This is a genomic window from Massilia sp. NBRC 108631 (assembly GCF_059704565.1).
Map to the genome: position 1 here is coordinate 25289 of NZ_BAAKJE010000169.1, position 19213 is coordinate 44501.

General features: G+C 66.3%; 17 protein-coding genes. 4 read left to right on the forward strand and 13 right to left on the reverse strand.

Features of this window, described 5'->3' with window-relative positions; all coding sequences use genetic code 11:
• The first annotated feature begins 20 nt into the window (after positions 1-20).
• Entirely contained in the window at positions 21-2435 is a 2415-nt protein-coding gene (locus AC6H42_RS18150; protein ID WP_497548639.1) for a S9 family peptidase, read from the forward strand.
• A 36-nt stretch (positions 2436-2471) separates the two neighbouring features.
• On the opposite strand, the gene AC6H42_RS18155 is transcribed toward AC6H42_RS18150, so the two are convergent.
• The 3 genes from AC6H42_RS18155 to yidD form a co-directional block, all read right to left on the reverse strand.
• Complete coding sequence (locus AC6H42_RS18155) at positions 2472-2672, reverse strand: DUF4351 domain-containing protein (protein ID WP_497548640.1); 201 nt, start codon at positions 2670-2672, stop codon at positions 2472-2474.
• An 18-nt stretch (positions 2673-2690) separates the two neighbouring features.
• On the reverse strand, positions 2691-3053 hold the full coding sequence (locus AC6H42_RS18160; protein WP_157200800.1) for a hypothetical protein: 363 nt from the start codon (positions 3051-3053) through the stop codon (positions 2691-2693).
• A 67-nt stretch (positions 3054-3120) separates the two neighbouring features.
• Positions 3121-3606, reverse strand: coding sequence for a membrane protein insertion efficiency factor YidD (gene yidD, locus AC6H42_RS18165; protein WP_082551524.1), 486 nt, complete (start codon positions 3604-3606; stop codon positions 3121-3123).
• Positions 3607-3636: 30 nt separating this feature from the next.
• Between yidD and AC6H42_RS18170 the strand changes: the two genes are divergently transcribed.
• A complete protein-coding gene (locus AC6H42_RS18170) occupies positions 3637-3942 on the forward strand; it encodes an NIPSNAP family protein (protein WP_057153445.1) in 306 nt (101 codons plus the stop codon).
• 3 nt (positions 3943-3945) lie between these two features.
• Here AC6H42_RS18170 and AC6H42_RS18175 read toward each other — a convergent pair whose 3' ends face one another.
• From AC6H42_RS18175 to AC6H42_RS18185, 3 genes are read right to left on the reverse strand one after another with little or no spacing between them, the layout of a single operon-like run.
• A complete protein-coding gene (locus AC6H42_RS18175) occupies positions 3946-4392 on the reverse strand; it encodes a thioesterase family protein (protein ID WP_497548641.1) in 447 nt (148 codons plus the stop codon).
• Between the two features lie 13 nt (positions 4393-4405).
• A complete protein-coding gene (locus tag AC6H42_RS18180; RefSeq protein WP_497548642.1) occupies positions 4406-5632 on the reverse strand; it encodes a M20/M25/M40 family metallo-hydrolase in 1227 nt (408 codons plus the stop codon).
• A gap of 9 nt (positions 5633-5641) precedes the next feature.
• Entirely contained in the window at positions 5642-6877 is a 1236-nt protein-coding gene (locus AC6H42_RS18185) for a urate hydroxylase PuuD (protein ID WP_497548643.1), read from the reverse strand.
• Positions 6878-6989: 112 nt separating this feature from the next.
• On the opposite strand from AC6H42_RS18185, the gene AC6H42_RS18190 reads away from it, so the two are divergent.
• Complete coding sequence (locus AC6H42_RS18190; protein WP_057153441.1) at positions 6990-7925, forward strand: LysR substrate-binding domain-containing protein; 936 nt, start codon at positions 6990-6992, stop codon at positions 7923-7925.
• A gap of 77 nt (positions 7926-8002) precedes the next feature.
• The gene (locus AC6H42_RS18195) at positions 8003-9760 is read left to right on the forward strand and encodes an allantoate amidohydrolase (protein ID WP_497548644.1); all 1758 of its coding nucleotides are present in this window, start codon (positions 8003-8005) and stop codon (positions 9758-9760) included.
• Between the two features lie 63 nt (positions 9761-9823).
• On the opposite strand, the gene AC6H42_RS18200 is transcribed toward AC6H42_RS18195, so the two are convergent.
• From AC6H42_RS18200 to AC6H42_RS18230, 7 genes are all read right to left on the reverse strand, one after another.
• Entirely contained in the window at positions 9824-10585 is a 762-nt protein-coding gene (locus tag AC6H42_RS18200; protein ID WP_497548645.1) for an ABC transporter ATP-binding protein, read from the reverse strand.
• A gap of 11 nt (positions 10586-10596) precedes the next feature.
• Entirely contained in the window at positions 10597-11463 is an 867-nt protein-coding gene (locus AC6H42_RS18205; protein WP_057153438.1) for an ABC transporter ATP-binding protein, read from the reverse strand.
• A gap of 12 nt (positions 11464-11475) precedes the next feature.
• On the reverse strand, positions 11476-12399 hold the full coding sequence (locus AC6H42_RS18210) for an ABC transporter permease (protein ID WP_057153717.1): 924 nt from the start codon (positions 12397-12399) through the stop codon (positions 11476-11478).
• A 14-nt stretch (positions 12400-12413) separates the two neighbouring features.
• Positions 12414-13436 (reverse strand): ABC transporter permease, encoded by a 1023-nt coding sequence (locus AC6H42_RS18215; RefSeq protein ID WP_057153437.1) that lies wholly within the window; start codon positions 13434-13436, stop codon positions 12414-12416.
• A gap of 46 nt (positions 13437-13482) precedes the next feature.
• Positions 13483-15111 (reverse strand): ABC transporter substrate-binding protein, encoded by a 1629-nt coding sequence (locus AC6H42_RS18220; protein ID WP_497548646.1) that lies wholly within the window; start codon positions 15109-15111, stop codon positions 13483-13485.
• A gap of 9 nt (positions 15112-15120) precedes the next feature.
• Entirely contained in the window at positions 15121-16275 is a 1155-nt protein-coding gene (locus tag AC6H42_RS18225; RefSeq protein WP_057153436.1) for a mandelate racemase family protein, read from the reverse strand.
• Between the two features lie 97 nt (positions 16276-16372).
• Positions 16373-19096 carry a TonB-dependent receptor plug domain-containing protein gene (locus tag AC6H42_RS18230; protein WP_229418051.1) on the reverse strand — a complete coding sequence of 908 codons (2724 nt, stop codon included), beginning with the start codon at positions 19094-19096 and terminating at the stop codon, positions 16373-16375.
• Between the last annotated feature and the right edge of the window lie 117 nt (positions 19097-19213).

Sequence of the window (19213 nt, forward strand, 5' to 3'; positions counted from 1 at the left end):
GCCCATTCCCACAAGAAACGATGCGAATTTTTGCCCCTTCCGCGCTCGCCGCGGCACTGTGCGCCGCGCTGGCGATCCCGGCCGCAGCCCAAAGCCAGACTCCCACCCCGATCAGCCTCGACCAGGCCATGTCCCACCCGGACTGGCTGGGCACCCCGGTGGAAACCGCGTGGTGGAGCTGGGACGGCAAGCAGGTGTATTTCAAGCAGAAGCGCAGCGCGTCGCCGCTGCGCGACACCTTCCAGACCAGCTCCCAGGCCGCCGCGCGCGCCGACCTGCCGCCGCGCAAGGTGGCCGACAGCGAACTGGCCAGCCTGGACAGCGCCAGCGTGCAGTACAACCGAGAGCGCAGCCGCGCGCTGATGCTGCGCAACGGCGACCTGTTCGAGCGCGACCTGAAGACCGGCGCGCTGACCCAGATCAGCAAGGGCGCCACGCCGGCCCCGGTGGCGGCGCAGTACTCGGCCGACGGGCGCAGCGTGCAGTACCGCGTGGGCCACGACTGGTACAGCTGGAACCGCGCCGAGCGCCTGGTGTCCCCGGTGGCGCTGCCGCGCACCGCAAAGGACCCGGCCGCAGCGCCGGACGCCGATTCGCTGCGTGACCTGCAGCTGCGCCTGATTACCACGCTGCAGCGCCAGAAGGACGACAAGGACGCGTTGCGCGAACGCGCCGATGCCGAGCGCGCGGCCGACGCCACCCGCGCGCCGCAGCAAATCTACCTGGGCGAGAAGGTCGTGATCGACGCTACCTCGCTGTCGCCGGACGGCCGCTACCTGGTGATCGCCACCTCGCCCAAGGGCGACAAGGGCCGCATCGGCAAAATGCCGCGCTACGTGACCGAATCGGGATACGAGGAAGCCGACGACCAGCGCACCCGCGTCGGCCGCGACATGCCCAAGGCGCAGTCGCTAAAACTGGTGGACCTGAAAACGCGCGAAGTGCAGGACATCAAATTCGACGCCCTGCCCGGCATCGCCACCGACCCGCTGGCAGCCATGCGCGAGGCGCAGAAGCTGCCGGCGCAGAAAGGCAACCGCGCGGTGCGCCTGGACGACGAGACCGATGGCGGCATTTCCTGGACCGACAATGGCGCCAAGGTGGCCGTGATGCTACGCGCGGTGGACAACAAGGACCGCTGGATCGCCGCCATCGACCTGCCCGGCGCGGCTCTCAGGCCGCTGCACCGCGTCAGCGACACAGCCTGGGTGAACGGCAGCTACAACGAGTTCGGCTGGCTACCGGACAACGCCACGCTGTGGTTCCTGTCCGAGGAAAGCGGCTACTCGCACCTGTACACGCTGGGCGCCGACGGCAAGCAGCGCGCGCTCACGCAGGGCAAGTGGGAAGCCACGCGCGTGACCTGGTCGGCCGACGGCGGCACCGCCTTCGTGCTGTGCAACCGCGCCATGCCGGGCGCGTACGAAGTATGCGCCGTCAACGCGAAAGAGGCGTCGGTGCGCGAAGTGACCGCGCTGGAAGGCGGCGTGGAACAGTACGCCGTGTCGCCCGACCAGCGCAAGCTGCTGGTGCACCACTCGTCGGCCTACATGCCGGCGCAGATTGCCACCGTGACCGTGGGTTCCGGCGCCATCGGCGCCGCCGTCAGGCTGACCGACACCCGCACGCCGGACTACAAGGCGCGCAGCTGGGTGCAGCCGGAACTGGTGGCGGTGCCCTCCACGCACGGCGCCGGCCCGATCTGGTCCAAGCTGTACCGCCCGGCCAAGCTGGAAGCGGGCAAGAAGTATCCGGTGGTGCTGTTCGTGCATGGCGCCGGCTACCTGCAGAACACCACCAAGCGCTTCCCGGTCTACTTCCGCGAGCAGATGTTCCACAACCTGCTGGTTGAAAAGGGCTACATCGTGCTGGACATGGACTACCGCGCCTCCAAGGGCTACGGCCGCGACTGGCGCACTGCCATCTACCGCCAGATGGGCCACCCGGAGCTGGACGACTACGTGGACGGCCTGAACTGGATGGTGGCCAAGCACCAGGGCGACGCGGACAACGTGGGCATCTACGGCGGCAGCTATGGCGGCTTCATGACCTTCATGGCGCTGCTGCGCGAGCCGGAGAAATTCAAGTCCGGCGCGGCGCTGCGTCCCGTCACCGACTGGACCACCTATAACCACGAATACACCGCCAACATCCTGAACACGCCGGAGCTGGACCCGGAAGCGTATAAGGTGTCGTCGCCGATCGAATACGCGGACAAGCTGAAAGGCAACCTGCTGATCGCGCACGGCATGGTGGACGACAACGTGTTCTACCAGGACTCGGTGCGCATGGCGCAGCGCTTCATCGAACTGAAGAAGGACAACTGGGAACTGGCCAGCTATCCGCTGGAGCGCCACGCCTACCTGCAGCCGGAAAGCTGGTACGACCAGTACCGCCGCATCTACCAGCTGTTCGAACGCACGCTGAAGAAGTAAGCAACAAGGCCGGGACAAGTTCCCGGCCTTTTTCTTTTATCCAAACACTTGCTGCAGCGATTGCGACTCCGGCAGTGCATCGCTCCAGGCTGCCACCTGCTCTGCGCTGGCCTCGGCCAGCCTGGTCCGGACGGTTGGCGGCAGCGGTCCGAATCGCCGACTAAGCTGCCGTTCCAGCAGCGCTGCCGCACCTTCTTTGCGCCCCTGCTGAAGGCCTTTTTCCAGTCCCTTCTCCATGCCTTTTCCAGCCCCTTTTCAAGCCCCTTTTTCAAGCCCCTTCTTCCATCCCTTATCCATGAATGCCTGCTTGTGCGAAGCCAGCAATGCATCGCTTCGGTCAGCATAGTCCACCAGCTTTGCGGTGGCGAAAGAGATGCCCATCACCGTGCCCAGTATCTGGTTTCGGAACGCATGCGGTCGCCAACCGGCCACCATGCCGTCCGGCGCATCGCCGAAGCCGATGCCGGCCAGTTCCTTGTCGCGGAAGCGCGGCCGCCCGGACCAGTCTATTTGAGCGCAGAGATCGGCAAAAAAGAAGGCCATGAAGGCCCGGAAGGCGTGTGTCAGTGCCAGTTTCCAGGGCAAATCGAAACGTGCAGGCGGCGCGGAGTTCGGCATCCAGCCAGTCTACGGCCATGCCCTGCCTGGCTGCATTGACGAAATGCAAGTGGTCTGCTGATTGCGCCTAGCCGGCCGGCGGAACCACGCGATTGCGCTTGTATTTGTCCTTGACCGATTTGCTCACCCGGTAGGAATCGCGCCGCCAGTCGCAAGCGCTGCAGACATCGGCGCAGGTGCACGCCGCGTCCAGGGTTTCCAGCGCAGGACCGAGCACCCGGCAAGCTGCCCCACCACCGGCAGGGACGTCGCAGGACGGCAGATCGCAGAAGCCGGCCTGGCGCTGCAGCGCCGGATGCCTGGCAGGGCATGGCGGCGCGTGCAGGCGGTGCTGGTGGCCGCAATCGCTCAGGCGGCGGTCCAGCAGCACCAGCCCGCGCCGCAGTCCGTAGCGCCCGATCACGCGCAAGCCGTAGGCCGAGCAGCCGTCGCGTCCCGTGTGGACGCGGAACGCGCAGACAAAGCCCTTGCGTGGGGAAAGATAGCGCTGATAGGCGCGGATGGCCAAAAGCGCGAGACGTTGAGGAGCGCCCCGCGCGTAATTGATATACATTGCTGGTTCTCGAATTTTCAAGGACACCCTATGATCACCTGCCATCTGCGCTACATCATCGATGCGGACAAGCTGCCGGAATTTGAACACTACGCCCGCTTGTGGATACCGCTGGTCGAAAAACTGGGCGGCACACACCACGGCTACCTGATGCCCAGCGAAGGCGCCAGCGACGTGGCGCTGGCTTCGTTCTCATTCGAATCGCTGGCGGCCTACGAGCAGTACCGCATCGCCGCCGCCACCGATGAAGAATGCATCGCGGCGGTCAATTACTATAAGAAGACCAAGTGCTTCATCAGCTACGAGCGCTCGTTCTTCCGCCCGGTGTTCCGCTAACGTTCAGCGCGCCACGCTGCTGGGCAGCTCGGTGAAGTCCTCGGTCTTCTCCAGTATCTGCCAGGTGGCCAGCAATGCCGGCGGCGGCACGATCAGCTTGCGCGCCACCAGGTCCAGCCAGCCGCCGGCGCTGGTAATGCGCGCAGCCAGCTTGCCGTCGCCGCGATACACGTCGCTGCGCAACAGCCAGCGGCTACCGTCTTCCGACATGCCGGCCAGGCCGAGCGTCACGGTGATGGACTCCAGCAGCATCACTTCCTTGAAGTACGCGATGTCGTCCTTCATCACCACCGGGCCGATGTTCTGGCGCTTGAACTCGCCCATGCTGAAACCGTGCTCCGACAGGAACAGCATGCGCACGTCGCCGGCCTTGTCCAGGAAGGCCGTGTTGCGCATATGGCTGTTGAAGTCCATGTCGCCCCAGCCTGCCATCATCTTCTTTTCAAACATCGCAGCTCCTTGTTCAGGCCAGGAAGTCGGCCAACGTCAGTGCCACGATTTTAGTCGCTTTGCGCAAATCGTCCAATGCCAGGCGCTCATCGGCCTTCTTGGCGTTCGATTCGGGCACGGTGCGCGGGCCGGCGCCGTACAGCACGGCCGGAATGCCCTGCTCGCCGTACAGGCGCGCGTCGGCGTACAGCGGGGTGCCGACGGCCGGGATGTCCTCACCCAGGATGGCCTTGGCGTTCTTCTGGATGTTGGCCACCAGCTGTTCGGAACCCGGCTGCGGGCGCAGCGCGTGCGACAGCAGCAGGCGCTTGATCTCGATGCGGATACCGGGTTCGCCGTGCACCGCCTCTTCGATCAGCGCGCGCACCTGCGCCTCCACCGCCACCGGGTCCTCTTCCGGGATCATGCGGCGGTCCATCTTCATCACCACCTTGCCGGGCACCACGTTGGTGTTGGTGCCGCCATCGATGCGGCCCACCAGCATGGTGGGGCTGTCGATGCCGGGCACCTTGGACTTGACCTTCTTCAGTTCCGCCACCTGGCTGTAGAGCGCGTTCAGGATTTTCGTTGCAGCCTGCAGCGCATCATGGCCGGTTTCCGGCATGGCGCCGTGGCCGGACTTGCCGTGCACGGTGATCTCGAACTGCAGGCAAGCGTTGTGCGCGGTGACGATGTTGTAGCTGAAGCCCGCCGCGATGACATAGTCCGGCCTGGTGAGCTTTTGCTCCAGCAGCCAGCCGGGTCCCAGCAGTCCGCCGAACTCCTCGTCGTAGGTGAAGTGCAGTTCCAGCTTGCCTTTCAGCGGAACGCCCAGCGCTTCCAGCGCGCGCGCGGCGAAGATGTAGGTGGCGAAGTCGCATTTCGAGACGGCGGCGGCGCGGCCGTAGATGTAGCCGTTGTCGACCACGCCGCCGTAGGGCGGATAGGTCCAGCCTTCGCCGGGCGGCACCACGTCGCCGTGCGCATTCAGGGCCACGGTGGGGCCGCCGTCCGCGTACGGGCGTCGCACGATCAGGTTGGTGATGGTTTCCATGCCATAGTCGCGCACCACCTGCTCCGGCACGGCGTGCTGCTCGGCTTCCCAGCCGTAGGCCTTGACCGCCTCGGCGATCATGTCCGCGTGCGGCGCGTTGTTGCCGGGCGGGGTGTCGGTGGGCACGCGCAGCACTTGCTGCAGGAAGGCCACCTGCTCGTCGAAATGGGCGTCGATCCACTGGATCAGTTGTTCTTGCTTGCTCATGTTGCTCCTTTATTTTGCGCCGGATTCGAACCAGGCCGCCACCAGGGCGCGTTCGTCGTCGGTCATATTGGTCAGGTTCGCGAGCGGCATGGCTTTCAGCTGCACCGTCTGTTTGTAAATCTTCTCCGCATTCTGGCGAATCTCCGCTTCGTTCTCCAGCATGACGCCGGCCGGCGCCGCCGCAAAGCCGGGCTGTGTGGGCGCCGCAGCGTGGCAGGCCACGCAACGCTGCGCCATGACGGCCTGCACCTTGCCAAATTGCGATACCGGCGCGGCCGCCTGTGCTGCCGCGGCGGCGGCGGCACGGGCCGCTGGAGGCTTGGGCGCTATCGCCACCGCCACCGCCAGCAGCAGCGCCACGCCGATGGCCGGATAGCGCCACTCCGTGCGGCCTTTGTGGCGCAGGTTGAAGAAGTGGCGGATAAACACGCCCGCCGCCATGATCACGGCCAGCACCAGCCACGCGTGCTCGTGGCGGTAGGTCATCGCGTAGTGGTTGCTGATCATGATGAACAGCACCGGCAAGGTGAAGTAGTTGTTATGCACGCTGCGCTGCTTGGCGCGCTGGCCGTGCACCGGGTCCGGCAGGCCGCCGGCCGCCATGGCCGCCACCATCTTGCGCTGGCCGGGGATGATCAGCATCAGCACATTGGCCACCATGATGGTGCCTATCATGGCGCCCACGTGGATATAGGCCGCGCGGCCGCTGAGGAAATGCGTCAGCACCCAGGACGCCGCCACCAGCAGCGCGAACACCACCACGCCGAACCAGAAGTCGTGCTTGCCCAGCGCGGAGCGGCACAGCAGGTCGTACACGGTCCAGCCGACCACCAGCGAGGCGAGGCCGATACCGATGGCCTGCAGGCTGCTCAGGTCCGCCACCGACTGGTCGATCATCATGGCCTGCGCATTGAAATAGTAGGCGATGGTCAGCAGCGCGAAGCCCGACAGCCAAGTGGTGTAAGCTTCCCATTTGAACCAGTGCAGTTCCTTGGGCAGTTCGGCCGGCGCCACCAGGTACTTCTGCGGGTGGTAGAAACCGCCGCCGTGCACCGCCCACAGTTCGCCCGACACGCCCTTGCGCGCCAGTTCGGAGCCCGGTGCGGGCGGGCGGATGGAATTGTCCAGCCAGACGAAGTAGAACGAGGCGCCTATCCAGGCGATGCCGGTGATGATGTGCAGCCAGCGCACGATCAGGTTCAGCCATTCGAGGCCATACGGGATCAGATAGGCGAAAACTTCCATGGATTCCTCAAGAATGAAGTGGCGGCAATTTACAGAAGATAAACGGTTTTCGGCCCAGCGCCATGAAATATATCGTATATTCGACATATTCGATCTGATATAAAGCCAGCCTATGTCCAGCCTGCCCAAAAATCTCGATCTGCACCTGATCCGCATCCTCTACCTGCTGCTGGTGGAGAAGAACGTGTCGCGCGTGGCGCTGAAGTTGAATCAGCCGCAGCCATCGATCTCCGCCTCCCTGCGCAAGCTGCGCGAGCTGACCGGCGACCCGCTGCTGGTGCGCGGCGCGCGCGGCATGGTGCCGACCCAGCACGGCGAAAGCCTGCTCAAGCCGGCCAAGCGCATCCTCGATGAAACGGAAAACCTGTTCATCAAGAAGACGCCCTTCGTGCCGCAGGAAGAAGCGCGCACCTTCCACATCGCCGCGCCGGACTACCTGGACACGCAGTTCCTGCCCAACGTGGTGTCGCTGCTGCGGCGCGGCTCGCCGCTCAGCCGCATCATCATCCACGGCCTGGGGCCGGGGGTGGACTACGTGCGCCTGCTGTCCGACGGCGACCTCGATCTGGTCATCGCCAACTGGGACGAGCCGCCCGAGCACCTGCACATGTCCAAGCTGTTCGAGGACCCCATCATCTGCGCCATGCACGCCGGCGCACCGTACGCCAAGCGCACCCCCAGCGACGCCATGACGGCCGAGGACTACCTGTCGCTGCCGCACGTGGCGCCGTCGCAACTGTTGCCCGGCTACCACGGCGTGATCGACTCCTTCCTCGAGCGCCAGAACATGCGCCGCAACGTGATGGTGGAATCGGCCTACTTTGGCCTGATCCCCTACATGCTGACGCAGACCGACCTGGTGCTGACCACCGGCCGCCAGTTCATCCGCTTCCACGAGAAGACGCTGCCGCTGAAGACCTATACGGTGCCGATCAAGTTCCCGCCGATGCGCTTCTACCAGCTGTGGCACGAGCGCGTGCACGCCGCGCCCGAGCACAAATGGCTGCGCGACCAGGTGAGCGAGGCAGCGAAAGGTCTGCTGAAATGATAAGGGTCATAGGCGACGGCGTATAGCCCGCCTATACAGGCAGATATATCATCGACGTTCCAAGGATGGATATAACGATGACTACACTCTCCGAACTGAATAGCTGCGACGTCCCCACTTTCGCCGAGCGCCTGCACGGCATCTACGAGCACTCGCCATGGATTCCGCAGCGCGCCGCCGCGCTGCGTCCTTTCGCCAGCGTGACGGCGCTGAAGCAGGCCTTGCAGGCGGAGGTCGGCAAGGCCACGCAGGAAGAACAACTGGGCCTGATCCGCGCCCACCCGGAGTTGGCTGGCAAGGCCGCCATCGCCGGCGAGCTGACGGCCGAATCGACCAGCGAGCAGGCCAAGTCCGGCCTGAACCTGTGCAGCGCCGAAGAGTTCGCGATGCTGCACACGCTGAACGCCGACTACAACGCCAAGTTCGGCTTCCCCTTCATCCTGGCCGTGAAAGGCCCGACCGGCAACGGCCTGACGCGCCAGCAGATCATCGCCACCTTCACCCGCCGCTTCCGCAATCAGGTCAGCGATGAACAGCAGGAATGCCTGCGCCAGATCCACCGCATCGCCGAAATGCGCATCAACGACCTGCTGGGCGTGCAGATGGACTTCGGTCCGGCCATCATGCAGTGGTCCGAAGAGCTGGCGCAATGGAGCGACGACGCCGACGGGCTGACCTGCGCCTACATGACCGAAGCGCACCTGAAATCGGCCGCGCAGCTGGCAAACTGGATGCGCGAAGCCGGCATGGAAGTGCACATCGACGAGGTGGGCAACGTGGTGGGCCGCTACCTGTCCGGCGCCGCCAACGCCAAGACGCTGATGACCGGCTCGCACTACGACACCGTGCGCAACGGCGGCAAGTACGACGGCCGCCTCGGCATCCTGCTGCCGATCGCCATCGTCAAGCACCTGCACGCCACCGGCGAAAAGCTGCCCTTCGATTTCGAGATCGTCGGCTTTGCCGAGGAAGAAGGCGTGCGTTTCCGCTCCACTTTCCTGGGCAGTAACGCCATCACCGGCCGCTTCGACATGAACCTGCTGGAGCAGCTGGATGCGGACGGCGTGAGCATGCGCACCGCACTGGCCGGCGCCGGCCACAACGTGTCCGCCATTCCGGCGATCGCGCGCGATCCAGCCAGGCTGCTGGCTTTCGTGGAAGTGCACATCGAGCAAGGGCCGGTGCTGCTGCAGCGCGGCCTGCCGCTGGGCGTGGTCACCGCAATTGCCGGCAGCTCGCGCTACCTGGTCGAACTGCGCGGGCTGGCCAGCCATGCCGGCACCACGCCGATGACCATGCGCAAGGACGCCGCCGCCGCCGCCGCCGAGATCGTGCTGCTGGTGGAACAGCGCTGCGGCACGGCGGAGGCGCTGGTGGGCACCGTGGGACAGCTGCAAGTGCCGAACGGTTCGGTAAACGTGATTCCGGGCGCGTGCAAGCTGTCGCTCGACATCCGCGCTGCGGACGACGCGGTGCGCCAGGCGGCCGTGAAGGACGTCCTGGACGGCATCGCGGCGATCTGCGAGCGGCGCCACATCGAGTTCAAGCTGGAGAAAGTGGTGGAGGCGGCCGCCGCGCCGTGCGCGCCGTGGCTGATGGACCAGCTGGGCGCGGCGGTCGAGCGCACCGGCTTGCAGCGCTTCGACCTGCTGTCGGGAGCAGGACACGACGCCATGGCCATGGCCGCCATCGCCGACGTGGCCATGCTGTTCACGCGCTGCGGCAACGGCGGCATCAGCCACAACCCGCTGGAAACCATGACGGCCGACGACGCCGAGATCGCCGCCCAGGCGCTGCTGGACTTCCTGCGCCGCTTTGAGCCGAAGGCGCGCTAAGCGTGGCGGGTGGCGCCGTTCCGGCTAACCCGCCCTGCGCCGCGTCGTGTTGGACGAGTCACCTCACGCAGTCGCCATTTCCCTGCTGCAGCTGCGCGTCGCTTCAACCAGGCTGCGGGTGTAGGGGTGGCTGGCGCCGCCGTTGCTGAGCAGGGCGCTGTCGAGCGTATCGACGATGCGGCCCTGCTGCATCACCGCCACGCGGTCGCACAGGTGCACCACCACGCCCAGGTCGTGCGTCACGAGGATGTAGGTCAGTCCGTCGCGCGCGCGCAGCTCGGCCAGCAGGTTCAGGATCTCGGCCTGCACCGACACGTCCAGCGCGGAGGTGGGCTCGTCCAGCAGCAGGATGCGCGGCTCCAGGATCAGCGCGCGGGCAATCGCCACGCGCTGCCGCTGGCCGCCGGACATCTGGTGCGGATAGCGGTAGCGGAACGAATCGTTCAGCCCCACTTTCAGCAGCATCTGCCGCACGCGCCCGCCGATGTTGTCCATCTTGTGGATCTTCAGCGGCTCCGACAGCGCCGTGTCTACCGTGTGGCGCGGGTGCAGCGAGCCGTAAGGGTCCTGGAACACCATCTGCATCAGCCGGCAGCGCTCGCGGTCTATCGTGCGGCCCAGCGGCTGGCCGGCGATGCGCATGTCGCCTTGCCAGTGCGAGTACAGCCCGGCCAGGCAGCGCAGCACCGTGCTCTTGCCGGATCCCGACTCGCCCACCAGGCCAAACACTTCCCCTTCACGCACCGAGAAGCCCACTTCGTTCAATACCTTGTTGCCCTGGGCGCCGCTGCCGAAAGTCAGCGCCAGGTCGTTTACCGTAATCATGGATCGGACTCCTAATTGGCCAGCCAGGCGGGATCGCGCTGCAGCACCGGCAGCACCGGGCGCCGCATGTCGATGCTGGGCAGCGCGGCCAGCAGGCCACGGGTGTAGGGATGCTGCGCATGGTCCAGGTCCGCCGCAGCGATGGATTCGACCACGCGGCCGGCGTACATCACCAGCACGCGGTCGCAGAAATGGCGCACCAGGTTCAGGTCGTGGCTGATAAAGATCAGGCCCAGGTCGCGCTGTCCCACCAGGTCGTCCAGCACCGACAGCACCTGGGCGCGCACCGACACGTCCAGCGCCGAAGTCGGTTCGTCGGCGATCACCACCTCGGGATTCGGGATCAGCATCATGGCGATCATGATGCGCTGTCCCATGCCGCCGGAGACCTCGTGCGGGTAGCGCTCGTAGACCTTGTGCGGATCCCGGATGCGCACCTGTTCCAGCATGGCGATGACGCGCTCGCGCACCTGGGCGCGCGGTAGCCGCCGCCCTTTCTCATGCGCCAGCACGGCTTCGGCGATCTGGTCGCCCACCTTCATTACCGGGTTCAGCGAGTACTTCGGGTCCTGCATGATCATGGACATGCGCTGGCCGCGTATGGCGCGCATCTGCTTCTCGCCGGCCTGCAGCAGGTCGGTGCCGCCGAAGCGCAGCACGCGCGCGTCGATGCGGGCGCTGGCCGGATGCAGCTTGAGCAGCGTGCGGCCCACGGTCGACTTGCCGGAACCGGATTCGCCGACGATTGCCAGCTTCTCGCGCCCCAGCTTGAAGGACACGCCGCGCACCGCGTCAACCAGACCGTCGCGGGTGGCAAAACGCACGCTCAGGTCTTCCACTTCCAGCTTGGTTTCAGTTTTGGTTTCCGTTTTCGTCATCATCGTTCCTTGTCAGCTGCGTGGATCGAACACGTCGCGCAGGCCGTCGCCCAGCAGGTTGAAGGCCAGGCTGACCACCATGATGGCGGCGCCGGGCATGGCCACCAGCCACCAGCACTCCATCATGTAGCGGCGCCCGGCCGAGATCATGGCGCCCCACTCGGCCGACGGCGGCTGCGCGCCCAGGCCGAGGAAGCCGAGGCCAGCGGCGGTGAGGATGATGCCGGCCATGTTCATGGTCAGCCGCACCAGCACCGAGGACAGGCACAGCGGCGCGATGTGCCGCACCAGGATGCGCAGCGGCGAGGCGCCCTGCAGCTGCACGGCCGCCACGAAGTCGGCCTTGCGCAGGGTGCGCGTCTCGGCCCGCGCCAGGCGCGCGATGGGCGGCCAGGCGGTGAGCGCGATGGCGATCACTGCATGCTCCAGGCCCGGCCCGAGCGCGGCCACGAAGGCCAGCGCCAGCACCAGGCTGGGAAAGGAGATGAAGATGTCGGTAATGCGCATGAACAGCGCGTCCACCCAGCCGCCGAAGTAGCCGGACGCGGCGCCCACCGCCAGCCCGACCGGGCCGACCACGATGGTGACCAGACCGACAATGTAGAGCGTGGTGCGGGCGCCGTACACCAGGCGGCTGAAGGTGTCGCGGCCGTATTCGTCGGTGCCGAACCAGTGCGCGGCGCCGGGCGCCTGCAAGGTGGCGGCCAGGTCCTGGCGCAGCGGGTCGTGGGTGGCGATCCAGGGCGCGCAGCAGGCAACCGCGATCAGCAGCAGGATCACGATCAGGCCCGCCAGCGTCATGGGATTGCGCAGCAGGTGGTGCAGCGCGCGCCGCAGCGATTCGCGCAGCGCGGAGCCAGCGGAGGCCGGGGCTGCCACAGCCCTGGCGGGCGGCGGCGCGGCATCGGGGGCGCTTGGGTCGGGAATAGCAGGCATGGTATTGGTCAGCATCAGTGCATCCGTGGATCGAAGACTTGGTACAGGGCGTCCGAGACGAGGTTGAGCGTGACGAAGATGACGCCGACCAGCAGCACACATCCCATCACCGAGTTCATATCGCCCAGCAGCAGGCTATTGGTCAGGTACTGGCCGAAGCCCGGCCAGGCGAACACGGTCTCGATCAGCACCGCGCCTTCCAGCAGGCCGCCGTAGGCCAGCGCGACGATGGTGAGCAGCTGCACCAGGATGTTGCGAAAGGCGTGGCGCCAGATCACGGCCGCCTCCGACAGCCCTTTCACGCGCGCCGTCAGGATGTACTCCTGCGACAGCTGCGCCAGCATGAAGCTGCGCGTCATGCGGCTGATGTAGGCCATTGAATGCAGGCCGAGAATGCAGGCCGGCAGCAGGATATGCCTGACGCTGTTGGCAAACGCATCCCAGTGCCCGGCCAGCAGCGTGTCGATCAGCAGCAGCCCGGTGACGGAAGGAATGGCGCCGTCGTAAGCCAGCGCGATGCGGCCCGAGCCGCCGGCCCAGCCCAGCCAGGCATAGAACACCAGCAGTCCCATCATCGCGAACCAGAACACCGGCGTGGAATGCCCGGCCAGGCTGATGACGCGCACCACATGGTCCACCAGGCGGCCGCGCCGGCTGGCGGCCCATACGCCCAGCGGCACGCCGGCCAGCACGCCCAGCACGATCGCGAGCGTGGCCAGTTCCACGGTGGCCGGGAACACCCGCGCAATGTCGGCACTGACGGCGTTCCCGGTCAGCAGCGAGGTGCCCAGGTTGCCGTGCGCCAGTTCGCCCAGGTAGCGGCCGAACTGCACCCACAGCGGCTGGTCCAGGCCCAGGCGCGCCGCCGCTTCACGGTAGGTCGAGGCGTCGGCATCCGGGCCCACAATGGACAGCACCGGATCGATCGGCATCACGCGGCCGATGAAGAAGGTCAGCACCAGCAGGCCAAAAAGCGTGGCCAAGGTGCTCAGCAAGCGCGCCCGCATGGCGCCGGCGCGTGCCAGAAAAGCTTTCATGTCTTGTCTCCGTTATTTTTATGGACCAGCATTTTTGGGCGGGCGCCTAATCTTTGTAGACGTCCCGCAAGTGGGTGGTGGCGGACGGATGACCCACGTAGCCGTGCACCCGCTTGCTCAGCACCACCGTCTCCAGCATCTGCGAGATAGGCTGGATCGCCCCCACCTCGCTGTCGTACAGCTGCTGCACTTCGCGGTACATGGCGTTTTGCGCATCCGGATCGCGCTCGCGCACCGCCTGCTCGATCAGGCGGTTGATCTCCGGGCTGTGGAAGGACGTGCGCCAGCCCTGGAAGTTGGTCAGCTTGGCGGCGTCGCGGTTGTCCGGGTTGTAGACCAGCGCGCGCAGGTTGGCATGAGGGTGCGGCTCCACGCCGCCGCCGCCGCGCCCCACCACGATCTCGAACTTGCGGTCGCGCATGGCGCCGTACACCTGGTTGCCGGTGCCGGACTGGATGCTGGCCTGGATGCCGGCCTGCGCCAGCGTACCTTGCAGCGCGGTGGCGATGTTGATCATGGGCGGATCGGACAGCACCTTGATGGTAGTGCGGAAGCCGTTAGGATAACCGGCTTCGGCCAGCAGCTGCTTGGCGGCCGCCACGTCCAGCTTGTAGCCGGGATCGGGCAGCGTGGCGGTCAGCCCTATCATCACCGGGCGCTGGTGCGCCACGCCGTAGTGCGGCATGATGGCCTTGTTGATGCCGTCGTAGTCGATCAGCTTGCGCAGCGCCAGCCGCACCCGCTTGTCCGCGAACTTGGCATCCTTCATGCTCACAGCCACGTAGTAGGAGGTGCCGCGCAGCACCGGCTGCACCACCGCGCTGGCGTCATGCTTGAGCGCTTCGATGTCCGGACCGGCCATGCCGGCCGCCAGGTCGACGTCGCCGCGCGAAATCATGAAGCGCAGCGACAGCGATTCCGGCACGTGCCGCATCACCACCCGGCGCAGCTTGGCCGGGCCGCGCCAGTAGCCGTCGTAGCGGTCCAGCAGCATGGCGTCCTTGGCGCGCCATTCGGTCAGCGCGTATGGGCCGGACCCGGCGGCGTGCGTCAGCAGCCAGGCCGCCCCCAGGTCGCCGTTCTTCTGGTGCGCCAGCACGGTGTCGCGGTCCAGGATGGCCGCGCTGACCGAGGTGCCCAGCGTGTACAGCACCATCTTCGGATCGGTCGGTTCCGGCAGCGTGATGCGCAGGGTGCGCGCGTCCACCGCCTGGATCAGCCGCTCGGCGTTGCCGGCGCTGAAGCCGTAGCTTTTCCACGGCGACGCCATGGCCAGGTTCAGCTTGAGCACGCGCTGCAGCGACCAGGCCGCGTCGGCGGCGGTCAGCGCGCGGCCGCTCTGGAAGCGCGCGTCGCCGCGCAGCGACAGAGTGATGCTCATGCCGTCCGGAGCGATCTCCCAGCGCTCGGCCAGTGCCGGCCGCACCTGGCTCAAGTCGTGCGGGTCGAGCTCCACCAGGTAGTCGTACAGGTTGGCCACCACGCCCAGCACGTCGTTGCCGGTGGCGCCGGCCGGGTCCAGCGACAGCAGGTTGTTCATGTTCATGCCTATCACCAGCTGGTCGCGCGGCGTGGCCGCCAGCGCCGGCGCAGGCAGTGCCAGTGCGGCGGCAAGCGCCGCGGCCAGCGCAGCACCAGCCGCACCGCCGCAAGCCCGTTTGATTGCACGTTTCATGTCCGCGCCTTAGTAGGATTCCACGGTGCTGGCCGCGATGTAGTCGAAGTCGATGTCCTCGCCCAGCCCTGGCTGCTGCGACAGGTGCACGAAGCCGTCGGCGTCCATCGCGTCCGGCAGGCTGCGCAGGTAGGCCGGCGGCACGTCGTAATCCAGGAAGGGATGCAGCAGGCCGCGCTCGTACCATTCGCAGTTCTTGATGGCGGCGGTGACGGCCAGGTTGGCCGCACCGTTGCCATGTACTTCGCAGTTCATGCCAAAGGCGTCCGCCAGCGCGGCGACCTTCATGGTCGGCGTGATGCCGCCCACGCCCGGCACGCCGGCGCGCAGGATGTCGCAGGCGCCCGCCTGCACCCAGTCGGCGCGGCTGTGGTGCTTGCCCGAGATCGACTCCGGCCCGACGATGGGGATGTCGAGCTGGTTGGCCAGCCAGGCGTAGGACGCGATGCTCTGCTCGTTCATCATTTCCTCGAACCACGCGAAGTTGAGCCGTTCCAGCGCGCGGCCGATGGTGAGCGCGTCGCTGCGGCTGTACCAATGATACCCGTCCAGCATCAGCGCCACGTCCGGGCCGACCGCCTCGCGCACTGCCGCGCAAGCCTTGATGTCCATCGCCACGCTGGGCGCGAACGACACCGGCGGCATCCAGGTGTGCAGCTTGATGGCCTTGTAGCCGCGCTCGACCAGCTTGACGGCGAACGCCGCGTACTCGTCCGGCGTGGACAAGCCGCCTTTCAGCTCGTCGCCGCACATGGTGCTGCCGTAGGCCGGCACCTTGTCGCGGAAGGCGCCCAGCAGCTTGTACACGGGGGTGTTCAGCGCGCGGCCCGCCAGGTCCCACAGCGCCTGTTCGATGACGGCCAGCGCGCGGTCGGTCAGCTGGCCGGCGCTGCCGCGCTGCCAGTGCACCAGGTCCTGCCACAGGCGTTCGCGGTCGAACGGGTCCTGCCCGATCAGCACCTTGCGCGCGAACGCTTCCAGGATGTGCGGCCGCACCACTTCCGGCGGCCCGAAGGCGTAGCCCTTGCTGCCGTCGTCGGCAGTGATGGTGATCATGGCCATGTTGGCGCGCTTCTCCGGGCCGGGATGCGAGTGCCCCGCGCTGTCCACGCTGCGGCTGGTCAGATAGTGGAACACGGTTCCTTGTACTCGTTCGATTTTCATGTGCTGTCTCGGATTTGGGTAAAAAAGGGTGGGCGCCGCGCTTTTGGCACGGGCGCCCGCCAAAACGGGCCGGGGCCGGCCTTAAAACTTGTCGCGCTCAGAATTCATAGCTCACGCGCGCATTGAACGCCCGCCCGATCGGGCTGGCGATGTTGTTGGCGTACGCGGTCGAATTCGAGTTGGTGACGGGCGGTTCGGTGTCGAACAGATTGCTCACGCCCGCCGTCAGGTTGATGTGCTTGAAGCCCTTGTAGGAGGCGGTCAGGTTCCACACCGAATACGGCTTGATGTCGCGGAAGTACTCAGGCGCCACGTTGTTCAAATCGTGGTAGCCGGTGTTGAAGTTCTGCGTCAGCTGCGAGAACCAGTCGCCCTTGGCCCACGACAGGCGCAGCGAATGCTTCCAGCGGAAGGTGTAGGTGGGACTGGCGCTGACGTTGCCCGATCCGACCGAACCGAAGCGCCCCAGGTTGGAAATCCAGGCGCCGTCCTTCTCGTTCTGGTTTTCGAACTGGTGCACATAAGTGCCGTCCATGGCGATCTTGAAGTCGCCCACAGGCTGCCTCGGGAAGCCATAGCTGAAGCCGACGTCCACGCCGCTGGTGCGCAGGTCGCCCAGGTTCATCACGGTGTTCTTCACGTAGGCCAGCGAGCCGTTCGCATTGCGCACGAACAGGTCGGCGTACTTGGCGGGGTTGGTGAAGATGGCGTTCTGCGGCAGCTGGCCGATGCTGTTGCGGAAGTGGATGTTGTAGTAGTCCAGCGACAGCATCATGTTGCGCATCGGCTCCAGCACGACGCCGAAGGTCAGGCTGCGCGATTTCTCGGGCAGCACGTCCGGATTGCTGCCCTGCTGCACCGGCAGCTGTGCGTTGCAGACGATGAGCGGATTGGCGCCCGCCACCGGCTTGCCGGTGCCTGCCAGGCCGGGGGTGCCGGGGCACAGCACCGGATCGTCCCAGCGGCTGGTGGTGAGCGCGGTGGCGCCGGGCAGGCGGTAGCCGTAGCGGTCGAACAGCGTCGGCGCGCGGAAGCCGGTGCTGGCCGAACCGCGCAGCATCAGGTTCCTGGCCGGCTGGTAGCGGAAGCTGGCTTTGGGATTGACGGTGTTGCCGAAGTCGGAATAGCTGTCGGCGCGCGCGGCGATGTTGAAGTCCAGCTCCTTGGTCACCGGCAGGTCGGTCTCGATGAACAGGGCGCTGATGTTGCGGCTGCCCGAAGCGTAGCTGGGCAGGCGGTTCTGGTAAGGCACGTCGATCACGCCGTCCAGCGCCCGGTCCTTGTTGGCGTCGTGATGGAACTCGGCGCCGGCGGCCAGCGTCAGCGCGCCGCCGCCCAGTTGCATCAGCTCGCGCGTGACGGTCAGGTCGATCCCGGTGTACAGATTGGTGGTGTGCCGGATCTGGCCGCCGTCGGCCGAAATCTCCTTCAGGTAGGCCAGGCCTGCCGCGCTCTGCGTGCCGAAGGGATTGAGGATGCCGTTGCGTACGCCGGCTTGCAGCTTGAGTCCGTTCACATAACCCTGGCGGAACCAGGAATCGCGCTCGCCGGCGCCGTAGATGAAGCCCAGCCGATAGTCCCACTTGCCGACGCGGCCTTCGTCGGCCAGCACCAGGCGGGTGGCCTGCTGCTGGTCGCGCGCAATGGCCGGCCCCAGCTCGGCCACGCTCCAGGACACGTTCAGGGTGGAGCCGTTCAGGCCCGCCATGGCCGGCACGCCGGCGGAGCCGCCCGGATAGTACGGGCTGCTCGGCGTAATCTGCGCCACCGCGCCGTTGAAGCCCACCGTGGTGCTGGGCGCGCGCTGCGTGGTGATGTGCTCCTTGGCGTACAGCAGTTCGGCCGTTACCAGGTGGTCCTCGGACAGCTTCAGGCTGCCCTTGGTGAAGAAGGTGGTTTGCGCGTTGGCCGGCAGCGCCAGCACATAATAATTGGCGTTCTGGATGCAGGTGTTGCGCAGCGCCGGCGTGGAATACGGCGCCGTGCAGCCGCTGGCGTAGTAGGGATTGCCGGTGATACCGGTGCTGGGCGAGAACACATTGGCCGGCTGCGCGTAATTGCCGGTGGCGGCGCGCGGCGCGATGCCCAGTTCAGCCAGCCGTTCGGGGCTGCTCAGCTCAGGGCGGTCGGAGGCGTCGAGCGCGCTGCGCTTGTGCGTATCGACCGTGGCGTAAATATTCCAGCCGTCCGCTTCCAGGTCGCCGATGCCGCCCAGGATGCTGAGCCGGTGTTCGCGGCCGCCGCCGGATGCCTGCGGCACCACCGCCTGTCCCGTCACGTTCAAGCCCTTGTAGCTGCGCTTGGTGATGAAGTTGACCACGCCGCCGATGGCGTCGGTGCCGTAGGTGGAGGAGGCGCCGTCGCGCAGCACTTCCACGCGGTTCAGGGCGCTCATCGGTATCATGTCGACGTTGACAAAGCCGTTGCTGAGCGGCTCGTTCACCATGCGCCGGCCGTTCAGCAACACCAGCGTGCGGTTGATGCCGATGCCGCGCATATTCATGTTGGTGCCGGCGCCGGCGGCGGACGGCACGTTGGTCGAGGCCACCGGCATGGACGTCACCACGTCGGCCACCGTGGTCAGCGCGGCGTTGGCGAATTCGTCGGCCTTGACCGTGGTGACCGGCAATGCCATTTCGCTGGCCACGCGCTTGATGGTGGAGCCGGTGACTTCGACTTTCTGCATGGGGGCTGCCGCCGGTGTCGCGGCGGAAGCGGCGTCGGCCTGCTGCGCGGCGGCCTGGGCTGCCAAAGCCAGGACGGCGAGGGCGATGGCTGTGCGGCTTAGCCGGTAGGGGGTGCTGCGGGTGCGGTAGTGCATGGTGGTCTCCTCCATGGTGTAAGAATTTTCTTCTTCACGTCGGCGGAGGATCATGCGTTGCCGCGCTGTCCTTTTTGTCTCGCCGTAACGCTGCTAATGCCGGCCCCAAGTCATCGG

Coding starts and splice junctions, on each gene's coding strand:
- AC6H42_RS18195 (WP_497548644.1), top strand. CDS start 8,003: ATGACTACACTCTCCGAACTGAATAGCTGCGACGTCCCCACTTTCGCC.
- AC6H42_RS18200 (WP_497548645.1), bottom strand. CDS start 10,585: ATGATTACGGTAAACGACCTGGCGCTGACTTTCGGCAGCGGCGCCCAG.
- AC6H42_RS18230 (WP_229418051.1), bottom strand. CDS start 19,096: ATGCACTACCGCACCCGCAGCACCCCCTACCGGCTAAGCCGCACAGCC.
- AC6H42_RS18150 (WP_497548639.1), top strand. CDS start 21: ATGCGAATTTTTGCCCCTTCCGCGCTCGCCGCGGCACTGTGCGCCGCG.
- AC6H42_RS18160 (WP_157200800.1), bottom strand. CDS start 3,053: ATGCCGAACTCCGCGCCGCCTGCACGTTTCGATTTGCCCTGGAAACTG.
- AC6H42_RS18175 (WP_497548641.1), bottom strand. CDS start 4,392: ATGTTTGAAAAGAAGATGATGGCAGGCTGGGGCGACATGGACTTCAAC.
- AC6H42_RS18210 (WP_057153717.1), bottom strand. CDS start 12,399: ATGCCTGCTATTCCCGACCCAAGCGCCCCCGATGCCGCGCCGCCGCCC.
- AC6H42_RS18185 (WP_497548643.1), bottom strand. CDS start 6,877: ATGGAAGTTTTCGCCTATCTGATCCCGTATGGCCTCGAATGGCTGAAC.
- AC6H42_RS18220 (WP_497548646.1), bottom strand. CDS start 15,111: ATGAAACGTGCAATCAAACGGGCTTGCGGCGGTGCGGCTGGTGCTGCG.
- AC6H42_RS18170 (WP_057153445.1), top strand. CDS start 3,637: ATGATCACCTGCCATCTGCGCTACATCATCGATGCGGACAAGCTGCCG.
- AC6H42_RS18215 (WP_057153437.1), bottom strand. CDS start 13,436: ATGAAAGCTTTTCTGGCACGCGCCGGCGCCATGCGGGCGCGCTTGCTG.
- AC6H42_RS18180 (WP_497548642.1), bottom strand. CDS start 5,632: ATGAGCAAGCAAGAACAACTGATCCAGTGGATCGACGCCCATTTCGAC.
- AC6H42_RS18155 (WP_497548640.1), bottom strand. CDS start 2,672: ATGGAGAAGGGACTGGAAAAAGGCCTTCAGCAGGGGCGCAAAGAAGGT.
- AC6H42_RS18190 (WP_057153441.1), top strand. CDS start 6,990: ATGTCCAGCCTGCCCAAAAATCTCGATCTGCACCTGATCCGCATCCTC.
- yidD (WP_082551524.1), bottom strand. CDS start 3,606: ATGTATATCAATTACGCGCGGGGCGCTCCTCAACGTCTCGCGCTTTTG.
- AC6H42_RS18225 (WP_057153436.1), bottom strand. CDS start 16,275: ATGAAAATCGAACGAGTACAAGGAACCGTGTTCCACTATCTGACCAGC.
- AC6H42_RS18205 (WP_057153438.1), bottom strand. CDS start 11,463: ATGACGAAAACGGAAACCAAAACTGAAACCAAGCTGGAAGTGGAAGAC.